Source organism: Pseudomonas sp. MONT-RG-20F-20-E-7-02 (assembly GCF_022662395.1).
Taxonomy (GTDB): domain Bacteria; phylum Pseudomonadota; class Gammaproteobacteria; order Pseudomonadales; family Pseudomonadaceae; genus Aquipseudomonas.
Genome location: NZ_JAKNQN010000004.1, coordinates 311,179 through 331,405 on the forward strand (window position 1 = coordinate 311,179; position 20,227 = coordinate 331,405).

At 63.5% G+C, this 20,227-nt stretch carries 15 protein-coding genes; 11 read left to right on the forward strand and 4 right to left on the reverse strand.

Features of this window, described 5'->3' with window-relative positions:
* Positions 1 to 72: 72 nt before the first annotated feature.
* The 4 genes from L8I05_RS14345 to tssA all read right to left on the reverse strand — a co-directional run bounded on the left by L8I05_RS14345 (position 73) and on the right by tssA (position 3,811).
* Positions 73 to 561, reverse strand: coding sequence for a type VI secretion system tube protein Hcp (locus tag L8I05_RS14345; protein WP_005792512.1), 489 nt, complete (start codon positions 559 to 561; stop codon positions 73 to 75).
* A 170-nt stretch (positions 562 to 731) separates the two neighbouring features.
* Positions 732 to 2,228 (reverse strand): type VI secretion system contractile sheath large subunit, encoded by a 1,497-nt coding sequence (gene tssC / locus L8I05_RS14350; RefSeq protein ID WP_177016711.1) that lies wholly within the window; start codon positions 2,226 to 2,228, stop codon positions 732 to 734.
* A gap of 2 nt (positions 2,229 to 2,230) precedes the next feature.
* A complete protein-coding gene (tssB, locus tag L8I05_RS14355; RefSeq protein ID WP_010207547.1) occupies positions 2,231 to 2,737 on the reverse strand; it encodes a type VI secretion system contractile sheath small subunit in 507 nt (168 codons plus the stop codon).
* Positions 2,738 to 2,791: 54 nt separating this feature from the next.
* Positions 2,792 to 3,811, reverse strand: a complete 1,020-nt coding sequence (gene tssA / locus L8I05_RS14360; RefSeq protein WP_242169696.1) for a type VI secretion system protein TssA — start codon at positions 3,809 to 3,811, stop codon at positions 2,792 to 2,794.
* A 393-nt stretch (positions 3,812 to 4,204) separates the two neighbouring features.
* On the opposite strand from tssA, the gene tagH reads away from it, so the two are divergent.
* The 11 genes from tagH to L8I05_RS14415 are packed head-to-tail and all read left to right on the forward strand — an operon-like array spanning position 4,205 to position 20,201.
* The gene (gene tagH, locus L8I05_RS14365) at positions 4,205 to 5,542 is read left to right on the forward strand and encodes a type VI secretion system-associated FHA domain protein TagH (RefSeq protein WP_242169698.1); all 1,338 of its coding nucleotides are present in this window, start codon (positions 4,205 to 4,207) and stop codon (positions 5,540 to 5,542) included.
* A 56-nt stretch (positions 5,543 to 5,598) separates the two neighbouring features.
* On the forward strand, positions 5,599 to 6,108 hold the full coding sequence (gene tssJ, locus L8I05_RS14370; RefSeq protein ID WP_159961064.1) for a type VI secretion system lipoprotein TssJ: 510 nt from the start codon (positions 5,599 to 5,601) through the stop codon (positions 6,106 to 6,108).
* Positions 6,109 to 6,126: 18 nt separating this feature from the next.
* Entirely contained in the window at positions 6,127 to 7,461 is a 1,335-nt protein-coding gene (tssK, locus tag L8I05_RS14375; RefSeq protein ID WP_242169701.1) for a type VI secretion system baseplate subunit TssK, read from the forward strand.
* Between the two features lie 6 nt (positions 7,462 to 7,467).
* Positions 7,468 to 8,757, forward strand: a complete 1,290-nt coding sequence (locus L8I05_RS14380) for a DotU family type VI secretion system protein (protein WP_159961059.1) — start codon at positions 7,468 to 7,470, stop codon at positions 8,755 to 8,757.
* A complete protein-coding gene (tssM, locus tag L8I05_RS14385; protein ID WP_242169703.1) occupies positions 8,754 to 12,254 on the forward strand; it encodes a type VI secretion system membrane subunit TssM in 3,501 nt (1,166 codons plus the stop codon). Before L8I05_RS14380 ends, tssM begins: the two co-directional genes overlap by 4 nt.
* Positions 12,251 to 12,904 carry a type VI secretion system-associated protein TagF gene (tagF, locus tag L8I05_RS14390; RefSeq protein ID WP_242169705.1) on the forward strand — a complete coding sequence of 218 codons (654 nt, stop codon included), beginning with the start codon at positions 12,251 to 12,253 and terminating at the stop codon, positions 12,902 to 12,904. The genes tssM and tagF overlap by 4 nt, the downstream gene beginning before the upstream one ends.
* Positions 12,905 to 13,624: a protein phosphatase 2C domain-containing protein gene (locus tag L8I05_RS14395; protein WP_242169708.1), complete on the forward strand. Its 720-nt coding sequence runs from the start codon at positions 12,905 to 12,907 to the stop codon at positions 13,622 to 13,624.
* A complete protein-coding gene (locus tag L8I05_RS14400; RefSeq protein WP_242169710.1) occupies positions 13,621 to 16,608 on the forward strand; it encodes a serine/threonine-protein kinase in 2,988 nt (995 codons plus the stop codon). Before L8I05_RS14395 ends, L8I05_RS14400 begins: the two co-directional genes overlap by 4 nt.
* Positions 16,608 to 17,312, forward strand: a complete 705-nt coding sequence (locus L8I05_RS14405) for an ABC transporter ATP-binding protein (RefSeq protein ID WP_242169712.1) — start codon at positions 16,608 to 16,610, stop codon at positions 17,310 to 17,312. The genes L8I05_RS14400 and L8I05_RS14405 overlap by 1 nt, the downstream gene beginning before the upstream one ends.
* On the forward strand, positions 17,312 to 18,496 hold the full coding sequence (locus tag L8I05_RS14410) for an ABC transporter permease (RefSeq protein ID WP_242169714.1): 1,185 nt from the start codon (positions 17,312 to 17,314) through the stop codon (positions 18,494 to 18,496). The genes L8I05_RS14405 and L8I05_RS14410 overlap by 1 nt, the downstream gene beginning before the upstream one ends.
* Complete coding sequence (locus tag L8I05_RS14415) at positions 18,489 to 20,201, forward strand: SUMF1/EgtB/PvdO family nonheme iron enzyme (RefSeq protein WP_242169716.1); 1,713 nt, start codon at positions 18,489 to 18,491, stop codon at positions 20,199 to 20,201. Before L8I05_RS14410 ends, L8I05_RS14415 begins: the two co-directional genes overlap by 8 nt.
* Positions 20,202 to 20,227: the final 26 nt, after the last annotated feature.

Consider the following 20,227-nt stretch of genomic DNA (forward strand, 5'->3'; position numbering starts at 1 on the left):
TTGTGAGAGGGACGGTTTTTGCGAGGGGCAGATACCTGGGGCCGTGGCGGAGAGCCACGGCCACCGGGTTTATCAGCGCTTGGTGTTGGAACGGATGTTCCAGCCAAACTTGATCGCGCCGCCGTCTTTGGTGCCGTCGGCTTTCTGCGGCTGGTAGTCGACCATCACTTGGGCAAAGTTCAGGGTGACGTTTTCGGTCAGGCGATCATCAGTACCCGAGCCGCCGGTGCTCAGGGACGTGACCAGCACTTCTTCCAGGTTGATTACCATGTACTCGACCTGGCTTTCGCCACCGGCCTTGCGCACGGTCAGCTTGACCTTGTCGATGTGCTTGCCGCTGGCGCAGTGCATCATCAGGTTCGGCGAGGCTTTGTCGACGTACTTGGTCAGCGACAGGTCCTGGATATTCACCTTGCCCGCGCCACCGCCACCGCCAACGTGCATGTTGCCGGACTGAGCCATGCCCCAGCTCCAGTTCAGCACGTCGATTTCGTCCTTGTGGGCCTTGTCCATGGACTCGCCCTTGATGTCGCCGATCTTGATGAAAATATCAACAGCCATGTTTTCTCCCTGTGTGGTCTCAGCCACGATATTTGTTTAAGCCCAATGGGCAATGCTGTTCTGTGGGAGCTGGCTTGCCTGCGATTGCATCACCGCGGTCTGACTGGCAGACCGCGCCGCCTGCATCGCGGGCAAGCCCGGCTCCCACAGAAGAGCCGGCTCATTCGTGGTTACGCGCTTTTAGCCGAAGGCAGCTTCGATACCAGGCGCAGCGACACGGTCAGCCCTTCGAGTTGATAGTGCGGGCGTAGGTAGAACTTGGAGTTGTAGTAACCCGGGTTGCCTTCGACGTCTTCCACGATCACTTCGGCAGCCGCCAACGGATGCTGGGCCTTGGTGGTTTCGGTGGAGTGCGCCGGGTCGCCGTCGACGTAGTTGAGGATCCAGTCCTGCAACCAGCGCTGCATCTCGTCCTTCTCTTTGAAGGAACCGATCTTGTCGCGCACGATGCACTTCAAGTAGTGCGCGAAACGGCAGGTGGCGAACAGGTACGGCAGGCGCGCGGCCAGGTTGGCGTTGGCGGTAGCGTCCGGGTCGTCGTATTCGGCCGGTTTCTGCAACGACTGGGCGCCGATGAAGGCCGCGAAGTCGGTGTTTTTCTTGTGCAGCAGCGGCATGAAACCGTTCTTCGCCAATTCCGCTTCACGGCGGTCGCTGATGGCGATTTCGGTCGGGCACTTCATGTCCACGCCGCCGTCATCGGTCGGGAACGTGTGGGCTGGCAGGTTTTCCACTTCACCGCCGGATTCCACGCCACGGATGCGCGAGCACCAGCCGTAGTGTTTGAACGAACGGTTGATGTTCACCGCCATCGCGTACGCGGCGTTGGCCCAGGTGTACTTGGAGCTGTCGGCACCGTCGGTGTTTTCTTCGAAGGCGAAGGCTTCCACCGGGTCGGTCTTGGCGCCATACGGCAGGCGCGCCAGGAAGCGCGGCATGGTCAGGCCGATGTAGCGCGAGTCTTCCGATTCACGCAGCGAACGCCAGCCGGCGTATTCCGGGGTGGTGAAGATCTTGGTCAGGTCGCGCGGGTTCGACAGTTCCTGCCACGAGCCCATGCCCATCACGGTCGGCGAGGCCGCAGCGATGAACGGGGAGTGCATGGCGGCGCAGACTTTCGACAGCTCGCCCAGCAGCTCCACGTCGGGTGGCGACTGGTCGAAGTAGTAATCGCCGACCAGGCAGCCGTAGGGTTCGCCGCCGAACTGGCCGTATTCTTCTTCGTACATCTTCTTGAAGATCGGGCTCTGGTCCCACGCGGTGCCCTTGAATTTTTTCAGGGTCTTGTGCAGGTCCGGCTTGGAGATGTTGAGCACGCGAATCTTCAGCTGCTCATCGCTTTCGGTGTTGTTGACCAGGTAGTGCAGGCCACGCCAGGCGCTTTCCAGCTGCTGGAAATCCTGGTGATGGATGATCTGGTTGACCTGGGCGGTGAGCTTGGCGTCGATGGCGGCGATGATCGATTCAATCGACTTGATCGCGTCATTCGAGACCAGGTCCGTCTGTGCCAGAGCCTGTTCGGCCAGGGTGCGCACGGCGGTTTCCACGGCTTCGCGGGCACGCTCGGTCTTGGGTTTGAATTCTTGCAGCAGCAGGTTCGCGAACTCGCTGGCTTCTTGGGTGGCACCCAGGTTCTGTGCGCCTTCGCGGGCGGTATTGTCGGTCATGGTTATTGATCCCCAGCAGGCTTCGGCGCGCTCGCAAGGGCCTGCAGCAGTGCCGGGTCCTTGATCGCTTTCATGATGATTTCTTCAGCGCCGGTCTTGCCGTCCATGTAGGTCAGCAGGTTGGCCAGCTGGGTGCGGGCCTCGAGCAGCTGGTTCAGCGAGTCGACCTTGCGGGCCACGGCGGCCGGGCTGAAGTCGTCCATGCTTTCGAAGGTGATGTCCAGGCTCAGGTTGCCTTCGCCGGTCAGCTCGTTCGGTACGTGGAAGGCCACGCGCGGCTGCATGGCCTTGAGGCGCGAGTCGAAGTTGTCGACGTCCACTTCAAGGAACTTGCGGTCGGCCACGGGCGCCAGAGGCTCGGCGGGCTTACCGGCGAGGTCGGCCATCACACCCATCACGAAGGGCAGCTGGACCTTTTTCTCGGCGCCGTAAAGCTCGACGTCGTACTCGATCTGCACTCGAGGCGCACGGTTGCGCGCGATGAATTTCTGAGAACTTTGCTTCGCCACGTTGCTGCTCCTGGTCGCTTGAGCGACGGTGTTGTTACTGCACAGTCCGGCGGCTTACTCGTCGTCCGGGCCGCGCAGGTTTTCAAATTGGGACATGCCGTCGGGAATCAGATTGCGCACGATGGCCGCAAAGTCGGCGTGCACCAGATTCTTCGCCCGGTTCAACAGCACCGGCAGCGGGCTCGAAGGCTCGTGCCGGGTGTAGTACGCAAGGATCTTGTCGAGGCTGCGCAGCACGTCATCGCGGCTGGCGATGTCGCCCGTCGGGCGTGGTGCGGCGGGGGTAGCAGCGTATTCAACCGAGGGGGCATTGTCGTCACTGACGGCCTCGGGCTCGCTGCTGGTATCGCTGTTCGGTACGCATTGGTTGAGGACTTGCAGCGCCTGCTTGAGCGGTTGCTTCAACAGGCTGAGGTCCACGCCCTGGGCCGAGCCGACCTGGTCGCTGACCTGTTGTTCGATGGCTTCGCAGGCGGCACGCGCGGCGCTCAAGGCGTCGCGGGTGGCTTGCAGTTGTTCGGGGTCGCTGTCGAGGAACGCGGCGTTGAGTTGCTGGGCGCCGAGCTGTTCATCGGGGAAACTCATCAAGCCGCTGGCGTTCAGCGCGGCGCGCAGGCTCACCGGCCCGAACGTGCGCGAGCGCGTAAGAATACTTTCGCGCAGCAGGCGAATGGTCGCGTCGCTGGTCAGGCCGGACAGCGCATTGATGCGTACGGTAGGGTCGTTATCGTCGTCGGTATCCAGGCGCGGGTGCAGGTCGGCCCAGTATTCGCGCAGCAGCGCGTTGATCAGCGTCAGAACTTCGGCCAGCCCGGCCACGCCTTGCAGGGCGAGGGAGCTTTGCAACAGGAAATGGGTGATGCGCAGGTCTTTGCTGCGCTGCAACAGGTCGAGGCTCTGCTGCTGGATGCTGCGCCATTCCGGCGGTTCAGCGGGCAAGATAGAGTCGCCCATGCTGCGCTCGGGTTGGCCTTTGGCGTCACGCTCCAATTGGAGAAATTGCGCGTCATATTCCATATCTTCGCCACACGGCGAAGTCGCGGAAACGGCGGCGAGCAGCAACGGCACATCCACTTGATTTGATCTCCCTATCCGCCCGTTAGATACCGGGCAATGCATGCATTAGTTGCGCAATGAACTTTGCATGTTTTCTTGGTCATATAGTCAGGATGCCACTAATGCGCCATCACTGATGTTCAAGAAGTTGTGCATTTTTGGTGTAGTAGTTACGCGTTGTCAAGGTAAGCTATTCGCCCTCTGTGACAGATGTGCGGTGCTTAACAACCTGCGCGACTGGTGAGTCGAGTGGCGCACCGGGACAGGATTTTTGTCATGGAGCCCCGTTAAGATCAGCGATCATGCTGACAAAAACAGGTTGTGAAGGTCGATTGCACGACCTGGTGGGGATCTCTCGGGCACCGTCGTCCCGGGAGTCGACTGCGCGCGAAGTATCAGCAAGGAGGCAAGATGTCGCTGTGTTTGACTATCACTAGTTATCACAAGATTACCCCTGGGCAGTGCCCCGAAAAGTCCATGAATCAGGGCTCGATGGCTATCGGCCGCAGCTCGGATAATGACTGGGTATTGCCTGATCCGGAGCGCCTGGTTTCCTCGCAACACTGTGTTATTCAATACAAAGATGGCCGTTATTATTTAACCGATAACAGCACCAACGGCGTGGAACTGGTTAACGCCGGCATTCGTATGCGCCGAGGCAACAGCGAGCTGCTGCAAGATGGCGAGCTGATCCGCATCGGCGATTACGAAATCCAGGCGCGCATCGACTTCAACGTGCAAGCCGTTGATAGCCAGCCGTTTACCGGTGATTCGCCGAACAGTTTTGAAGCGCTGATGGGCGCAGTGGCGAACACGCCAGCGCCTGTGCCGGTGATCGCGCCGCAGTTTCAGGGCGCTTCGTCGATGGACACGCTGCCCGACCTGTTCGACTTCCTCACGCCGACAGCCGTGCCACCACCGACCGTGGCAGACCACGTGCCCTCCGAGCAGCACGACTTCCGCCCGCCAACCCCGGTCGCCGTGCCCGTAGTCGAGAAGCCGGTGGTGTCGGGCTCAGTCATTCCTGAAGACTGGGACCTGTTTGGCGACACCCCAGCGCCCGTTGTCAGCATTCCGACACCCGTCACACCGCCGCCTGCGCCGCCCGTCGTCCAGCCGCCACCGGTGGTCGAGCCCGTGCCCCCCGTGGCCGACAGCCAACAGCCCGACCTCTTGCAAGCCTTCCTGCGCGGCGCCGGCCTCGACCAATTGCGGCTCGACAAAGCCCAAGCGGAAGCACAGATGGAAAGCATCGGCCGCAGCTACCGGCTGATGGTCGAAGGCCTGATCGACGTGTTGCGTGCCCGCGCCAGCCTCAAGGGCGAGTTCCGCATGCAGCAGACGATGATCCAGCCTGCCGAAAACAACCCGTTGAAATTTGCACCGAATGCCGACGAAGCCTTACTGCTGTTGCTTCGTCATGGAAACCAAGCGTTTATGGCGCCGGACATCGCCGTGCGCGACAGTTTCGACGACCTGCGCGCCCATCAGTTGGCGGTAATGGCTGGTGTGGAGGCGGCGATCAAACACCTGCTCACGCGCTTTGAACCGGCGCAACTGGAAGAGCGTATGGGCAAGCCCGCCGGGCTGTCGAGCCTGTTCAACGGCTCGCGCCAGGCCCAGTACTGGCAGCAGTTCACCGAGCTTTACAGCAATATTTCCCGCGAAGCCCAAGAGGACTTCCAGGACTTGTTTGGTCGCGAATTCAGTCGCGCCTACGAAGAACACAGCGCACGACAGCGTCGTTAAAGCGCGACGCAGTAATGGATAAAACGGATAGCTAAGTACGTCATTGAGGACGCAGGATGATTCCCAGGTTTTTACTCGCAGCCGCCACCGCGCTGCTGCTGACGGCGTGTGCCAAGGATGCCGTCAAACCCGAGGCCGCCGCGCAAGCCGAGGCGGACACCGCCGCCGTCGAGCTGCACTTTCACGCCATTGCCGGGCTCAACCCCGGCGCCAACGGCCAGGCCGCCCCGGTGCGGGTGCGCATCTTCGAGCTGAAAAACGCCGCCACCTTCAGCCGCTCCGACTACTTCGCACTGGCTGATCGCGCGCAATCCACCCTCGGCCTGGACCTGCTCGACCAGGACGAAGTGATGGTCCAGCCCGGCCAGCAACTGAGTATCCAACGCGACCTCGACCCGTCCACGCGCCAAATCGGCTTGCTGGTGGGCTACCGCGAACTGGACCGCGCGCAATGGCGCACGGTGCTCACCGTACCGGCGCGCCAATACACCGAATACCAGATCAGCCTCGATGTGCGCGCGGTGCGCGCTGACGTCGTGGTTCCCCCATCCAGCCCTGCCCAATAAGAAGCAATCGGAGCCCCCATGTCCTGGAACAATCGCGTGGTCTGGTCGGAAGGCATGTTCATCGGAACGCAGCACTTCCAGCAGCATGACCGTTACCTGGAAAACCTGATCGACGCCCGCAGCCGCCCGTTGTCTGCCGGTGCGTGGGGTTTTTCCGAGCTGTTGATTGACCAGGGCCTGCTGGCTCAGGGCAAGCTGGCCATCGTGTCGGCGCGCGGCCTGTTGCCGGATGGCACGCCGTTCAATATTCCCCAGGATGACCTGGCGCCGAGCCCGCTGAATATCGACGACAACCTGCGCGACGGCCTGGTCTACCTGGCCTTGCCGCTCAAGCGCGCAGGCGCGCGTGACACGGTAGATGACGGCGAAGACCTCGGCGCGGCGCGTTATGTCAGCCAGGTGCGCGAAGTCCGTGATGACAATGCCCCGTTCGAAAACCGCGCGCCGGTGGCCGTGGGCTCCCGCGCCCTGCGCCTGTTGACGGCACAAGATGGCATCAGCGATTACGCCGCTATTGGCCTGGTGCGCATCAAGGAAAAACGCGCCGACCGCGCGCTGGTGCTCGACGACACTTACATTCCACCGGTACTCGACGTTGCCGCCAGCAAACCGCTGACCGCCTTTCGCAGCGAACTGCTCGGCCTGCTGCACCAGCGTGGCGAAGCCCTGGCCGGCCGCGTGGTCGCCTCGGGCGCCGGTGGTGCGTCGGAGATTGCCGACTTCATGCTGCTGCAACTGGTCAACCGCGCGCAGCCGCTGCTCCAACATTTCAGCCAGTTGAGCCCGCTGCACCCGGAGCGTTTCTTCAGTGAACTGGTGAGCCTGGCCGGCGAGTTTTCCACCTTCTCGACTTCGGGTCGGCGCCCCCAGGAATATCCGCACTACCAGCACGACGACCTGGCCTTGAGCTTCGCCCCGGTGATGGCGGCCTTGCGTGAAGCGCTGTCGATGCTGATCGACAGCAAAGCCACGCCGATCCCGATTGTGGAGAAAGCCTACGGCATCCACGTGGCGATGCTCGCCGACAAAACCCTGCTCGACAGCGCCAGTTTCATCCTCGTGGTGCGCGCCGATGTGCCCGGCGAAACCCTGCGCGCGCGCTTCGGCCAGCAGAGCAAAGTCGGTTCGGTGGAACACATCCGCGACATGGTCAACCTGCAACTGCCGGGCATTGGCCTGTTGCCGTTGCCGGTGGCGCCACGCCAGATCCCGTACCACGCGGGCAGCACCTATTACGAACTGGACCGTGGCAGCGAGCACTGGCAACAGCTAAACAACTCCGGTGGCTTTGCCTTCCACATCGCCGGGCAGTTCCCGGGCTTGAACCTGGCCTTCTGGGCGATCCGAGGATAATCCGCGATGCATCCCAATGATGATGACCGCACCCAGTTCATGCCGCGCCCGGGTGGCCGTGCGCCGGAACCTGCGCGTGCAGAACCGGCGCCTTTATCGATGCCGGCCGCGCCGATCCTGACCGGCAAAAGCCAAGGCCTCAACCCGTTGGAAAGCGCTGCCGGCCCACTGTTGGCGCTGTTGACGCGCCTGCGCAACACCATCGCGCATCCGGCACCGGCCAGCCTGCGCGCGCAGTTGCTGGCTTACTTGCGCCAGTTCGAAGAGCGCGCCGAAGCCGCTGGCGTGGCGCGCAATGAAGTGCTGCTGGCGCGTTACGCGCTGTGCACCGCGCTCGATGAAGCGGTGCTCAGTACGCCGTGGGGCAGCACCAGCGACTGGGGCAAACAGAGCCTGTTGATCACCGTGCACAACGAAGCCTGGGGCGGCGAAAAAGTCTTCCAGTTGCTCGACCACTGCCTGCAAAGCCCGCGCGAGCGTTTGTATTTGCTGGAGCTGTTGTACCTGTGCATGTGCCTGGGTTTCGAGGGCCGTTACCGCGTGATGAATGACGGTCGCAGCCAGTTGGAAGCCTTGCGTGAACGCACCGCCGCCGCCATTCGCAGTGCGCGTGGCGAACACGAGCGCGAGCTGTCGCCGCACTGGCGCGGCGTGACCGTGGCGCGTGATCGCCTGGCGCAATTCATGCCGCCGTGGATCGCCGTGGCCATCGGCCTGGCGTTGCTGCTGGCGTTGCTGTTCGGTTTGCGCATGAAGCTGGCCTCGGACGCCGAGCCGGTGTTCAAGAACATCCATGCCCTGGGCGAGATTCCGGTGCAGGCCATCGACCGGCCGGTAGCGCAGCCGAAAGTCATTGAGCGGCCACGCTTGGCCGGTTTCCTGGTGGAAGACATCAAGGCTGGCCGCGTGGCCGTGGAAGACAAGGTCGACCGTTCCGTGGTGACGATCCGTGGCGATGAGCTGTTCGCGTCCGCCAGCTCCAGCATCGTCGATGACTACCAGCCGTTGATGCTGCGCATCGCTGACGCCATCCGCAAGGTCAAGGGCCAGGTGCGCGTCACCGGGCACAGTGACAACCGCCCGATTGCCACGCTGCGCTTCCCGTCCAACTGGGCGCTGTCCGAAGCCCGCGCCAAGTCGGTGCTGGAGATTCTGGCAGCCAAGACCGGCCAGGCGGAGCGCTTCAGCGCCGAAGGCCGAAGCGACACTGAGCCTGTGGCAACCAACGCCACTGCCGAAGGCCGTGCCCGCAATCGTCGGGTTGAAATCACCGTATTGGCGGAGGGCGTCGAGTGAAGGCGTTTTTCAGTTTCATGATTCGCTGGGTGATCCCCGTGCTGGGCCTGATTGCCCTGAGCCTGATCATCTGGTTTGTCGGGCCGTTGCTCGACTTCCTGGTGCCGGAAGGGCGCCGTTGGGCGCTGATCATCCTGGTATTTGCGGGGTGGATCGCTTACCGCGTGTTCCGCATTATCCAGGCCCGGCGCCAGGCTGCCGAAGTGATGCGCAGCCTGGCCGCCGAAACCCCGGTAGATCCCAACAGCGTCGCCACTGCCGAAGAGTTATCGACCCTGCGCCAGCGCATGGACGAAGCCCTGGCACTGCTGAAAAAGGCCAAGCTCGGCGGTGATGAGCGTCGCAACCTCTACGAGCTGCCGTGGTACGTGATCATCGGCCCGCCGGGTTCGGGCAAGACCACCGCGCTGGTCAATTCCGGCCTGCACTTCCCACTGGCCGCGCAGCTGGGCGCCGGTGCGGTGCGCGGCGTCGGCGGCACGCGCAACTGTGATTGGTGGTTTACCGACCAAGCCGTTTTGCTCGACACCGCGGGCCGCTACACCACCCAGGACAGCAACTCCACGGTGGATAAAGCCGCGTGGCTGGGCTTCCTTGATCTGTTGAAAAAGCAGCGTTCGCGCCGCCCGATCGATGGCGCGTTTATCGCCATTAGCCTGTCGGATCTGCTGCTCGGCACGGATGCCGAACGCGCCGCCCATGCCGCGGCGATTCGCCTGCGTATCCAGGAGCTGTACACCCAGTTGGGCGTGCGTTTCCCGATCTACCTGATGCTGACCAAGCTCGACCTGGTGCCGGGCTTCATGGAGTACTTCGACAACCTGAGCAAGGAAGACCGCGCCCAGGTATGGGGCATGACCTTTGCCCTGGACGACGGCAAAAACAGCGACAGCCCGTTGGCGACGCTGCAAAGCGAATTCGCCGGCTTGGAGCAGCGCCTCAACGAACGCTTGGTGGAGCGCCTGCAACAAGAGCGCGACCCGGCCCGGCGCGACCTGATCTACGGTTTCCCGCAGCAATTCGGCGCCTTGAAGGATTGCCTGCAAGGCTTCCTCGAAGGTGTGTTCAAACCCAACGCCTTTGAAGAGCGCGTGTTGCTGCGCGGCGTGTACTTCACCAGCGGCACCCAGGAAGGCAGCCCGATTGATCGCCTGATCGGCGCCATGGCCCAGAGCATGAACCTGGACCGCCAACACCTGGCGCGCCAGAGCGGCACCGGTCGCAGTTATTTCATCGAAAAACTGTTCACCGCCGTGGCCTTTGCCGAGCGTGGGCTGGTGGGTGTGAACCCGAAGGTCGAGCGTCGGCGCAAATGGATCGCACGCGGCGTGCTGGCGGCGACCGTGGCGTTGGTGGTGGTGGTCAGCGGTTTGTGGTGGGTGAGTTACCGCGCCAACCAGGCGTACATCGCCCAGGTCGATCAGAAGGTCGCGCCGCTGGGCCAGACCGTGCAGAACCTCAGCCCGGCGCAGCGCGAAGTATTGGCTGTGCTGCCGTTGCTGAATGCGGTGAAGAACCTCGCGGGTGATTCGCCGAGCTGGTCCGAAGGCTTGGGCCTGTACCAAGGCGACATGCTTGAAGCCGAGTCCGCGAGTGTTTACCGCAAGCTGTTGATCGCCGTATTCGCGCCACGCCTGGTGACGCGCATCGAGGAACAACTGCACGGCGGCGGCAATTCCGACTTCCTGTACGAAGGCCTCAAGGCCTACTTGATGCTCGCCGACGCCGAGCATTACGACCCGGACTTCATCAAGGCCTGGATCGCCCTGGACTGGGACCGCAACCTGCCGCGCGACCTGCCGGCCGATCAGCGCCAGGCGTTGAGCGGGCACTTGCAGGCGCTGTTCGAACGCCACCCGCCGAACGCACGCCTCGACCCACGGCTGATCGACGACCTGCGTCGGCAACTGCAACAACTGCCGGTGGCCCAGCGCGTCTATGACCGGGTAAAACGCCAGAAACTGCCCGAAGGCGTGCCGGACTTTCGCATTAACGAAGCCGCCGGCCGCGACGCTGCGCTGGTGTTCAGCCGCAAAAGTGGCAAGCCGTTGGGCGAGCCGCTGAGTGGGTTCTTCACCGCCAAGGGTTATCGCCAGGCATTCCTGCTCAGCAGCCTGAACCAGACCGGCACCCTCGCCGAAGAGCAATGGGTGCTGGGCCGTGAGCAGGCCGACCAGCAGAACGTGGTCAGCCTTGCCGCCGATGTGCGTCGCCTGTACTTCCAGGACTACCAGCGCCAGTGGGACGCGCTGCTTGCCGACATCGACTTCGTGCCGATCACCAGCGTGGCCCAGGCAGCGGACGTGCTGCGGGTGATTTCCGGGCCTACGTCGCCGTTGAAAAAGCTGCTGGTGGCCGTCTCCAAGGAAACCGATCTGCAAGCCGAGGAACGCCAATTGGCCGCCAAAGGCGTGCCGGTGGAAGGGGGTGTCGACAAACTCAAGGAGCGCCTTGGCAGCCTGCTTGGCCAGGAGCAACCGACTGCCAACGCGCCGCAGGCGGCAGACGATCCGGTGACTGCGCACTTTGCCGAACTCAATAGCATCGTCAGCAAGAATGAAGGCGAGCCGGCTGCCATCGATGGCCTGCTGGCGGACATGAACGCGCTGTATGTGCAGGTCAGCGCCATGGTCGGCGCCAGTGGCGATGCCTTGCTCGGTGAGGCGAAGAACCAGGCAGCGGCGGCGGCCACGCGAGTCAGCCTGAACGCCGAACGCCAGCCGCCGCTGGTGCAGGGCATGGTCAAGTCGGTGGTCAATTCCACCACCAACAGCATGATGGGCGGCGTGCGCAACCAACTCAACGCGGCGTGGGTCAGCGAAGTGGTCAACGTGTACCGTCAGTCCCTGGCCGGGCGTTACCCGATGGCGCCGGGCAGCGCGCGTGACGCCACGCTGGACGACTTCGGCCAGTTCTTCGGCGTCGGCGGGGTGATGGACAACTACTTCCGCAAGTACCTGCAGCCTTACGTCGACACCTCCGCGCAGACCTGGCGCTGGCAGCCGGGCGCCGCGCAGAAGCTCGGGATTGCGCCGGGCGTTTTGCAAACCTTTCAGCGCGCGGCGGCGATTCGTGATGCGTTCTTCCGCGCGGGCGGTACCCAGCCGATCGTGCGTTTCGAGCTTAAACCGGTGTCGATGGACCCGACCATCACCCAGTTCCTGCTCGACCTGGACGGCCAGCAATTGAGCTATGACCACGGCCCAAGCCGCCCGGTGGCCATGCAATGGCCGAACCCCGGCAGCATTGGCGTGGTGCGCATTTCGATCATGCCGCCGTCGGCCAGTGGCCGTTCCGGCGTGACCCTGGACGGCCCGTGGGCCTGGTTCCGCTTGCTGGAACAGTCGGACCTCACCGCCGGCAACTCGCCGGACCGCTTCAACCTGCGCCTGCGGGTTGACGGCGCGAGCATCGCTTACGAGTTGCGCGCCAACAGTGCTTTCAACCCGTTCAAGAGCCGCGTGCTCAGCGGCTTCAGCCTGCCGGAGCGGTTATGACGACGCTGGGTTTCTACGGCAAGTTGGCCAGCCGCGGTGACTTTGTCAGCCGCGCCTTGCCCCAGAGCTTTATCGGCCCGTGGGACAGCTGGCTGGCGGCAGGTTTGCTTGCCAGCCAAAACAGCCTCGGCGGTGACTGGCTCAACGTGTATTTGGTCAGCCCGTTGTGGCGCTTCGTGCTGGCGCCGGGTGTGTGCGGGCCGGATGCGGCGGCGGGTGTGGTGATGCCGAGCATTGATCGGGTCGGGCGGTATTTCCCGCTGGCGGTGGTGGCGTTGCTCGATCACGACACCAACCCGGCGTCGCTGGTCGGCGGGCCGGACACCTGGTTCGAGCAGGCCGAAGAGCTGCTGCTCAGCACCCTGAATGCCGGCGCAACCTTTGAAGGCTTCAACGACGGCGTCGACAAACTCGGCATTCCGGCCAGTGAGCAACGCGCGGTGGACAGCCGTTTTGCCGGCCTGCAGCGGGTGGCCGCCACCGTGCCCCACAGCCGCATGACCGCGCTCGCCGAACAGGCCTGCGAGGGCGCGAGCCTGTGGTGGGGCCGTGGCTCGCAGGTGATTTCCCCTGGTTTATTGCGGTGTCAGGGCTTGCCTGCCGCCGGCGATTTTGCGCAGTTTTTGCTCGGACAAGAAGGTGTGATGTAGATGGGGTCGACGTTCAAATCCGCGAGCAAAAGCCATGTGGGCATGGTCCGCCAGGTCAATGAAGACGCGTGCCTGGACCTGCCGGAGAACCGCCTGTGGGTGGTGGCCGACGGCATGGGCGGGCATGCGGCGGGGGACTACGTCAGCAGTTTGATCGTCGACAGCCTGCGCAATGTGCCGGTGGGGCGTTCCCTCGACGAATACTCGGCGGCCTTGCGCAATGACCTGATCCGCATCAACGCAGCCGTGCGCGAAGAAACCGCCAACCGTGGCGTGACCATGATGGGCAGTACGGTTGTGGTATTGGCCGCACGCGGCCTGCGCGGCGTGTGCTTGTGGGCGGGCGACAGCCGCCTGTACCGCCTGCGCGACGGCGTGCTCGAAGGCATTTCCCGCGACCACAGCTACGTGCAGGACCTGCAAGACAGCGGCCTGCTCAGCGAAGCCGATGCCCGCGTGCACCCGCGCGCCAATATCGTCACCCGCGCGATTGGCGTGGAAGCCCAGTTGGCGCTATCGGTGGTCGACCTGCTGATCGCCCCCGGTGACAGCTACCTGCTGTGCAGCGATGGCTTGAACAAAACCGTCGAAGATCACGAAATCCGCGAGGTGCTGGGCCATGACGCGCCGGACGAGATCGTGCGCAGCCTGGTGCACCTGGGCCTCAACCGAGGCGCGCCGGACAATATCACCGCCATTGTCGTGAAGGTCTCGCCATGAACATCGTGATTCCGGGTTATGACATCGAAGGCGAGATCGGCGAAGGCGCCATGGCCAGCGTGTACCTGGCGACCCAGCGCTCGCTGGAGCGCAAGGTGGCCTTGAAAGTGATGGCCGCTGCGCTGGCGGCCGACCCGAGTTTTTGCGAGCGCTTCCTGCGTGAGGGCAAGACCCTGGCGCGCTTGTCGCACCCGCACACGGTGACCATCCATGACATCGGCAATGTCGGTGAGCTGTATTACATGGCCATGGAATACCTGCCCAACGGCACGCTCAAAGAGCGCATCGCCGCCGGGCTGACGCCGGAGCAGGGCGTGACGCTGATCCGCCAGATCGCTTCGGCCCTGGGCTATGCGCATGCCCAAGGCTTGGTGCACCGTGACGTCAAGCCGGCGAATATTTTGTTCCGCGCCGACGGCACCGCGGTGTTGTCGGACTTTGGCATCGCCAAGTCCCTGGATGACCGCACCCAGTTCACCCAAGCCGGATTCGCCGTGGGAACGCCGAGCTACATGAGCCCGGAACAGGCGCGGGGCCAGGAGATTGATGGCCGCGCCGACCTCTACGCATTGGGCGTGGTGCTGTATGAAATTCTCGTCGGCAAGCTGCCTTACACCGGCACCGATGCGCTTTCCACGGCGCTTGCGCACTTGACCGAACCCCTGCCCGAATTGCCGGTGCACCACGGCCGTTATCAGGACGTGCTGCGCAAGCTGTTGGCCAAAGACCCGGCGGAACGTTTCCCGGATGCGGCGGCGTTGCTGCGCGCGCTGGACCAGCTGCCGGCGGAGTCGCCGGAAGCTACGCTGGTGCGGCCGTTGCCGATTCCGCTGAGTTTTGACCTGGCGGGCATGACGCCGGTGTCTATCGAGATTCCCACCGATAAGCCCCAGCCGCAACCGGTGCGCCAGCCGGTGGTGACGCCAACCCAACACAACGCCGTGTCGGAGCAGCGTCGTGGGCCGGTGCTGGCCCTGGCTGCGGTCGCGGTGGCTGTCGCGCTGGCCATTGGTGGTGCGAGTTATTGGTGGCTGAGCGGTAGCGATACGCCGGCGGCACCGCCCGCTGCGGTGGTGCCAAAAACGCCCGCGTCTCCTGAAGTAAAAACGGCTGTGGCCGATGCGGACGGCGGCCAGCGGCCCTTGCTGATGGCGGGCAAGAAGACTCTGTTCCAGCGCGTGCTCAGCAAGCCGGGCGCCAAGCTGTCCCATGACGCCGGTGTTGCAGCCAGCGAGGGGCTGCCGGCGTTTTCCGTGCTCTATGTTTACCAGCGCAAAGACGTCGATGGCAGCCCCTGGGTGCGTGTCGGCACCGCCACCGATGGGCGCAGCGATGGCTGGCTGCCGGCCGCCCAGGTCAGCGACTGGAAGCAGAGTCTGGTGCTCAAGTTCACCGAGCGCTCGGGCCGCGCGCCGGTGATGTTCCTGCGCCAATCCAGCGAGGTGGAAAAGCTGTTGGCTGATCCTGCGGCGGCCAAAGGCGTGCTGGCCAAGGCGCAGAAGAACAGCGAAGACAATCAGCAAGTGCTGGCGCTGGAACCGACGGCCAGCGCCGTGCCGCAGAACCAGTTTTACCTGCTGCCGATCTTCGACTCCAAAGAGAGCTTCGACGAAAACGGCCAGCCGGTGCAGTTGCTGAATGTGGCCTCTATCGATCCCGGCAGCAGCGCTGCTGCGAAGCCGACTGCTCGCGCGGCCAACACCAGCGCCGACGCCTTCCGCACTGCCGTGGTGCTGGTGGTCGACACCACCGTGTCGATGCAGCCTTACATCGACCAGGTCCGCGATGTGGTGCACGAGTTGCAGACCCGCATCGCAGAGCGCGGCGAGTTGGACAGCGTCAGTTTCGGCCTGGTGGGCTTTCGCAACAGCATCAAGAAAACCCCCGGCCTGGAGTACGTCGCCAAGACGCTGATCACGCTGGATCAAGGCCGCGATCCGCAACGCTTCCTCGACATGGCACGCCAGGTCAAAGCCTCCACCGTGTCCAGCCACTCGTTCAACGAAGACGCGTTTGCCGGAGTGATGCAGGCGGTGGATGGCATGGATTGGTCCGGCTACGGCGGGCGTATCATTTTGCTGGTCACCGACGCGGGTGCGCTGCGCAAGAACGACCCGTTCGCCGCCACGCAAATGAACGAAGCCGAAGTGCGCCAGGCCGCCTTGGGCAAGCAGATCAAGATCTACGCCTTGCACCTGCGCACCGACGCCGGCAAGAAAACCCACGCCGGTGCCGAAACCCAGTACCGCGTGCTGACTGCCGACGCCAACCCGCAGATCGGCGACCTCTACACGCCGGTGCCGGGTGGCGACGTGCGCAAATTGGGTGAGCGTGTCGACGAGATCGGCAGCGTGTTCGCCAACCTCGTGCACCAGGTGCGCAGCAACACGCCACAGCCGGTGCCGCTGTTGAGCGCCGCGCCGACCTTGGCCGACAAGTCCGCCGCCGTCGGTTACGCCATGCACATGGATTTCCTCGGCCGCAAAACCGCCAGCCAGGCGCCGCAACTGGTCAGCGCCTGGACCGCCGACCGTGACCTGACCAACCCGGCATTGCCGGCGTTCCAGGTGTGCGTGATGCTGACCAAGTTGCAGCTCAATGACCTGCAGCAATCGCTGAAGCTGATCGTCGACGCCGCACGCAAAACCCAGACCTCGCCCAAGGACTTCTTCCAGGAAATCGCCAGCGCTTCGGCGTACATGAGCCGCGACCCGCAAGCCCTGCGCAAGGGCGGCAACCTGGCCGATGGCGGCATTCTCGGCGAATACCTGGAAGGCCTGCCTTACCGCAGCAAGTCGCTGAACATGACCCAGGACTTGTGGTTGTCGTTGAGCGTGGCCGAGCAGGAAGACTTTATCGACGAGCTGGATTCGAAAATCCGTCTCTACGAAACCTTCCACAATGACGTGGCCAACTGGGTCCGATTCGGCGATGCCGAGCCGGGCGATGCGTTGTACCGCGTGCCCTTGTCGACGCTGCCGTAATGCTGAACCTGAGCGCAGTGCACAAAAGCCGCGGCGTCGGCAGCCAACGCTACAGTTTGGTGATTCCGGCGCTGCAGCTGCGCGCGGGTGAACAATTGGCGATTGTCGGGCCCAGTGGCTGCGGCAAAAGTACCTTGCTCGATGTGCTGGCGCTGGTGCTGGCGCCGGATCAGGTTGGCCAGTTTGAGTTTGATCAGGTTGATATCGGCGGGCTGTGGCGTGCTGATCGGCAATCCACCTTGGCCGAGTTGCGCAGCCAACACCTGGGCTATGTGCTGCAAACCGGCGGCCTGCTGGGGTTTCTCGATGTGCGCAGCAATATCGCGTTGTCCCGGCAGTTGTTGGGCTTGAAGGACGACGGCAGCGTGGCGCGCCTGGCCGAGCAGTTGGAAATCAGCGATCAGTTGGCCAAGAAACCGGCCGCGCTGTCGGTGGGCCAACGCCAACGCGTGAGCTGCGCCCGCGCCTTGGCCCATGCGCCGCAATTGGTATTGGCGGACGAACCGACCGCGTCGCTGGACCCGCTGAATGCTGAGCGCGTGATGCAGGCACTGTTGGCCCAGGCCCGTGAGCACCGCGCGGCCTGTGTGATCGCCACCCATGACGAACCCTTGGCCCGCGCCAGTGGCTTGCAGGTGCGGCGCATCAGTTGCCGGCGCGACGCCGATGGCGGCGTCACCGCCACGCTCGGGGAGGTGTGCTGATGCGTATCGGCCTGGTGGCGTCGCTGGCCTGGCAGGATTACCGCAACGATGCCTGGCTGTCGGCCTGTTCGGTGCTGGCGCTGGTCGCCGTCATCGCGCCGTTGCTGGTGTTATTCGGGCTGAAATTTGGACTGGTTAGCAGTTTGACCGAACGCTTGGAGACCGACCCCGCGACCCGTGAAATTATTCCGTTGGGCGGTGGTCGATTCAACGCGGCGTTTATCGAACAGCTTGCCCAGCGTAGCGATGTGGCTTTTGCCGTGCCGCGTACACGGCAAATTGCGGCGACGGCGCAAGTGGGCACACTGACTCTGGAAATGCTACCAACCGCGCCGGGTGATCCGTTGCTCGTGGATTTGCCGATGCCTCGCGGCCTGGACCAGATCGTGCTGAGCCACACCGCTGCGGAAAAACTCGCGGCGCGGCCGGGCGATTGGCTGGAGACCCACTTTGCGCGGCAAGTGGCGGGGCGCGTCGAAGCCCAGCGCACGCGGTTGCAGGTTGTAGCGGTGCTGCCGCTTGAGGCGTTTGCGCGTGACGGTTTGTTTGCCGATTTGGGCTTGCTGGAAGCGGCGGAAGATTATCGCGATGGCCGTGCAGTGCCGGCGTTGGGTTGGGAAGGTGAAGCGGTCGGCGCGACAGAGCAGCGGGTGTACCCGGCGTTTCGCCTGTACGCCCGCAGCCTCGCCGATGTGGAGCCGTTGCGGGTGTTTTTTGCCGGGCAGAACCTGTTGGTGTCGACCCAGGCCAACACCATCGCCCAGGTGCAGTCGTTGAGCCGCAACCTGTCGATCGTGTTCTGGATCATCGCCGGGTTGGCCTTGGCTGGCGCGTTTGCGGCGATCTTTGCCGGGGCGTTGGCGGCCGTGGCGCGCAAGCGTCGAGAGTTGTCGGTGTTGCGGTTGTTGGGGTTTTCCACCGCCGGGCTGTTGCTGTTTGTGATGCTGCAAGCGCTCTACAGCGCAGGCGTTGCCGCCGTGCTCAGTGCCGGGTTGTATGGCGTGGCCGAGGCGGGTTTGAATAAATTATTTGTGCAGGTACCGGGCGAATACGCCAGCCACCTGCTGGCGCGTCACTACGGCCTGGCCCTGGTTGCAATCCTTGGCGTCAGCGCCGTGGCGGCGGCTTGTGGCGGTTGGCGAGTGGCGCGTATCCAGGCTTCTGAAGGAATCAGAGATGTATAAGTTACTGGGCGCCTGCGTGGCGCTGAGCTTGGCTTCGCTGGCGTGGGCGGATGAGGCGAGCGACAAACTCGACAACCCCAAACCGTTGCCGGATGACGTGAGCCTGCCGCTGCCGTGCGACGGCAACATGGTGTTCCGCTACGCTTACGTGCTGGCCCAAGGCACCCTGGATGACCGCGAGATCAGCCTCGGCTACCCGTTCAGCGAAGGCGAGGCCGGTTATCAGCAGTCGTTTATTTCCGGCTACCGCCGCGACTTTATCAACGGCCAGTTCACCCTCAAGGATTTGCCCAAAGACTGGAACACCGTCATCGCGCCGTTGATGCCGAAGACCGATGCCAAAACCCCGCTCAAGCCGATGCTGTATTTCATCGGCAAGTACGAAGTGACCGCACGCCAGTACGCCCAGGTGATGTCCCAGGCGCAGTCGCTGGCCAGTGGCGAGCCGGCGCCGGCGTGCGATGCGCCCACCGGCATGGCCGCGCGTTTGCCCAAGGTGAAACTGTCGCGCTTTGAGGCCGAGCGCTTCTCGGCGGTGTACAGCGCCTGGTTGATGAAATATCACCGCGACCTGCTGCCGGTGAGTGGTCGCGGTTCTTCGGCGGAAGACGGCGGCCTGGGCTTTGTGCGCTTGCCGACGGAAGTGGAATGGGAGTTCGCCGCGCGCGGTGGCCAGGCGGTGAGCCGTCAGGACCTCGAAGGGCGGCTGTTTCCGCGCCGCGTCGAAGGCAGTGAAAGCGACGGCCCGTTGGGTGATTACGCGGTGTTCAACCAAGTCGCTGGCGGCACCGGCCAGGCAGCACGGCTGATGCCGATTGGCACCAAACTGCCCAACCCGATTGGCATGTTCGACGTGATCGGCAACGCAGCGGAAATGGTCCAGGAATCGTTCCAACTGGTGCACGCCGGGCGTCGCCAGGGCACCTATGGCGGCTTTGTAGTCAAGGGCGGCAACTACCTGGAAGGCGAGGGCACGCTGTTTACCGGCATGCGCCGCGAGTACCCGTTGTTTGCCGCCGACGGCACCGAGCAAAGCAACGAGACCACCGGTTTTCGCGTGGCGATTGGCGCGCTGTCGGCGCCGCGTTCGCGCTACAAGGAATTGTTCGCGCAGTGGCAGAAAGAAGGCCGCCTGGCCTCGCTGACTGACGCCATCGACGACGCCCAGGACCCGACCAAGCGCCTGGACAGCATCATCGCCGCCAGTGTTGATCCCAAGTTGCAAGCCGAGCTTGGGCTGGTCAACGAAGAGCTCAAGCGCAACGTTTCGCTGATCGCCCAGCAACGCGAAGAAGCGGCGGGCAACCTGATTCAGTCAGCCGCGTTGGTGGCCGAGACCATCGCCAACTACAACATCCGCCTGGCCAACCTGCAGAAAAGTCGTCAGCAAGCCCTGGACAACAAGGACTCGGCCAGCGCGCAGCTGTTTGACATGGCCATCACCAATGGCCGCAGCGCGCTGGATGGCGCGGTGGCGATCTATATCGACAACCTGGCCACCGGCACGCGCTACACCGATGCGGTGATCCAGGCGCAGTTTCAACGGATCAAGGAAGAGTTGGATCGCAAGCCCGTGCTCGGCAAGAGCCTGGTGACGCGCGCAACACTGTTCGTTCGCCATGTCGGCAACTACCGCAAGCAACAGCGGGCCGACCCGGCAACGATCTTGAAGGAATTGCTCGCAGCGAGCGGTCAGCGGTCTTGATCGCTGGTTGTATAGCGAGCTTGGAA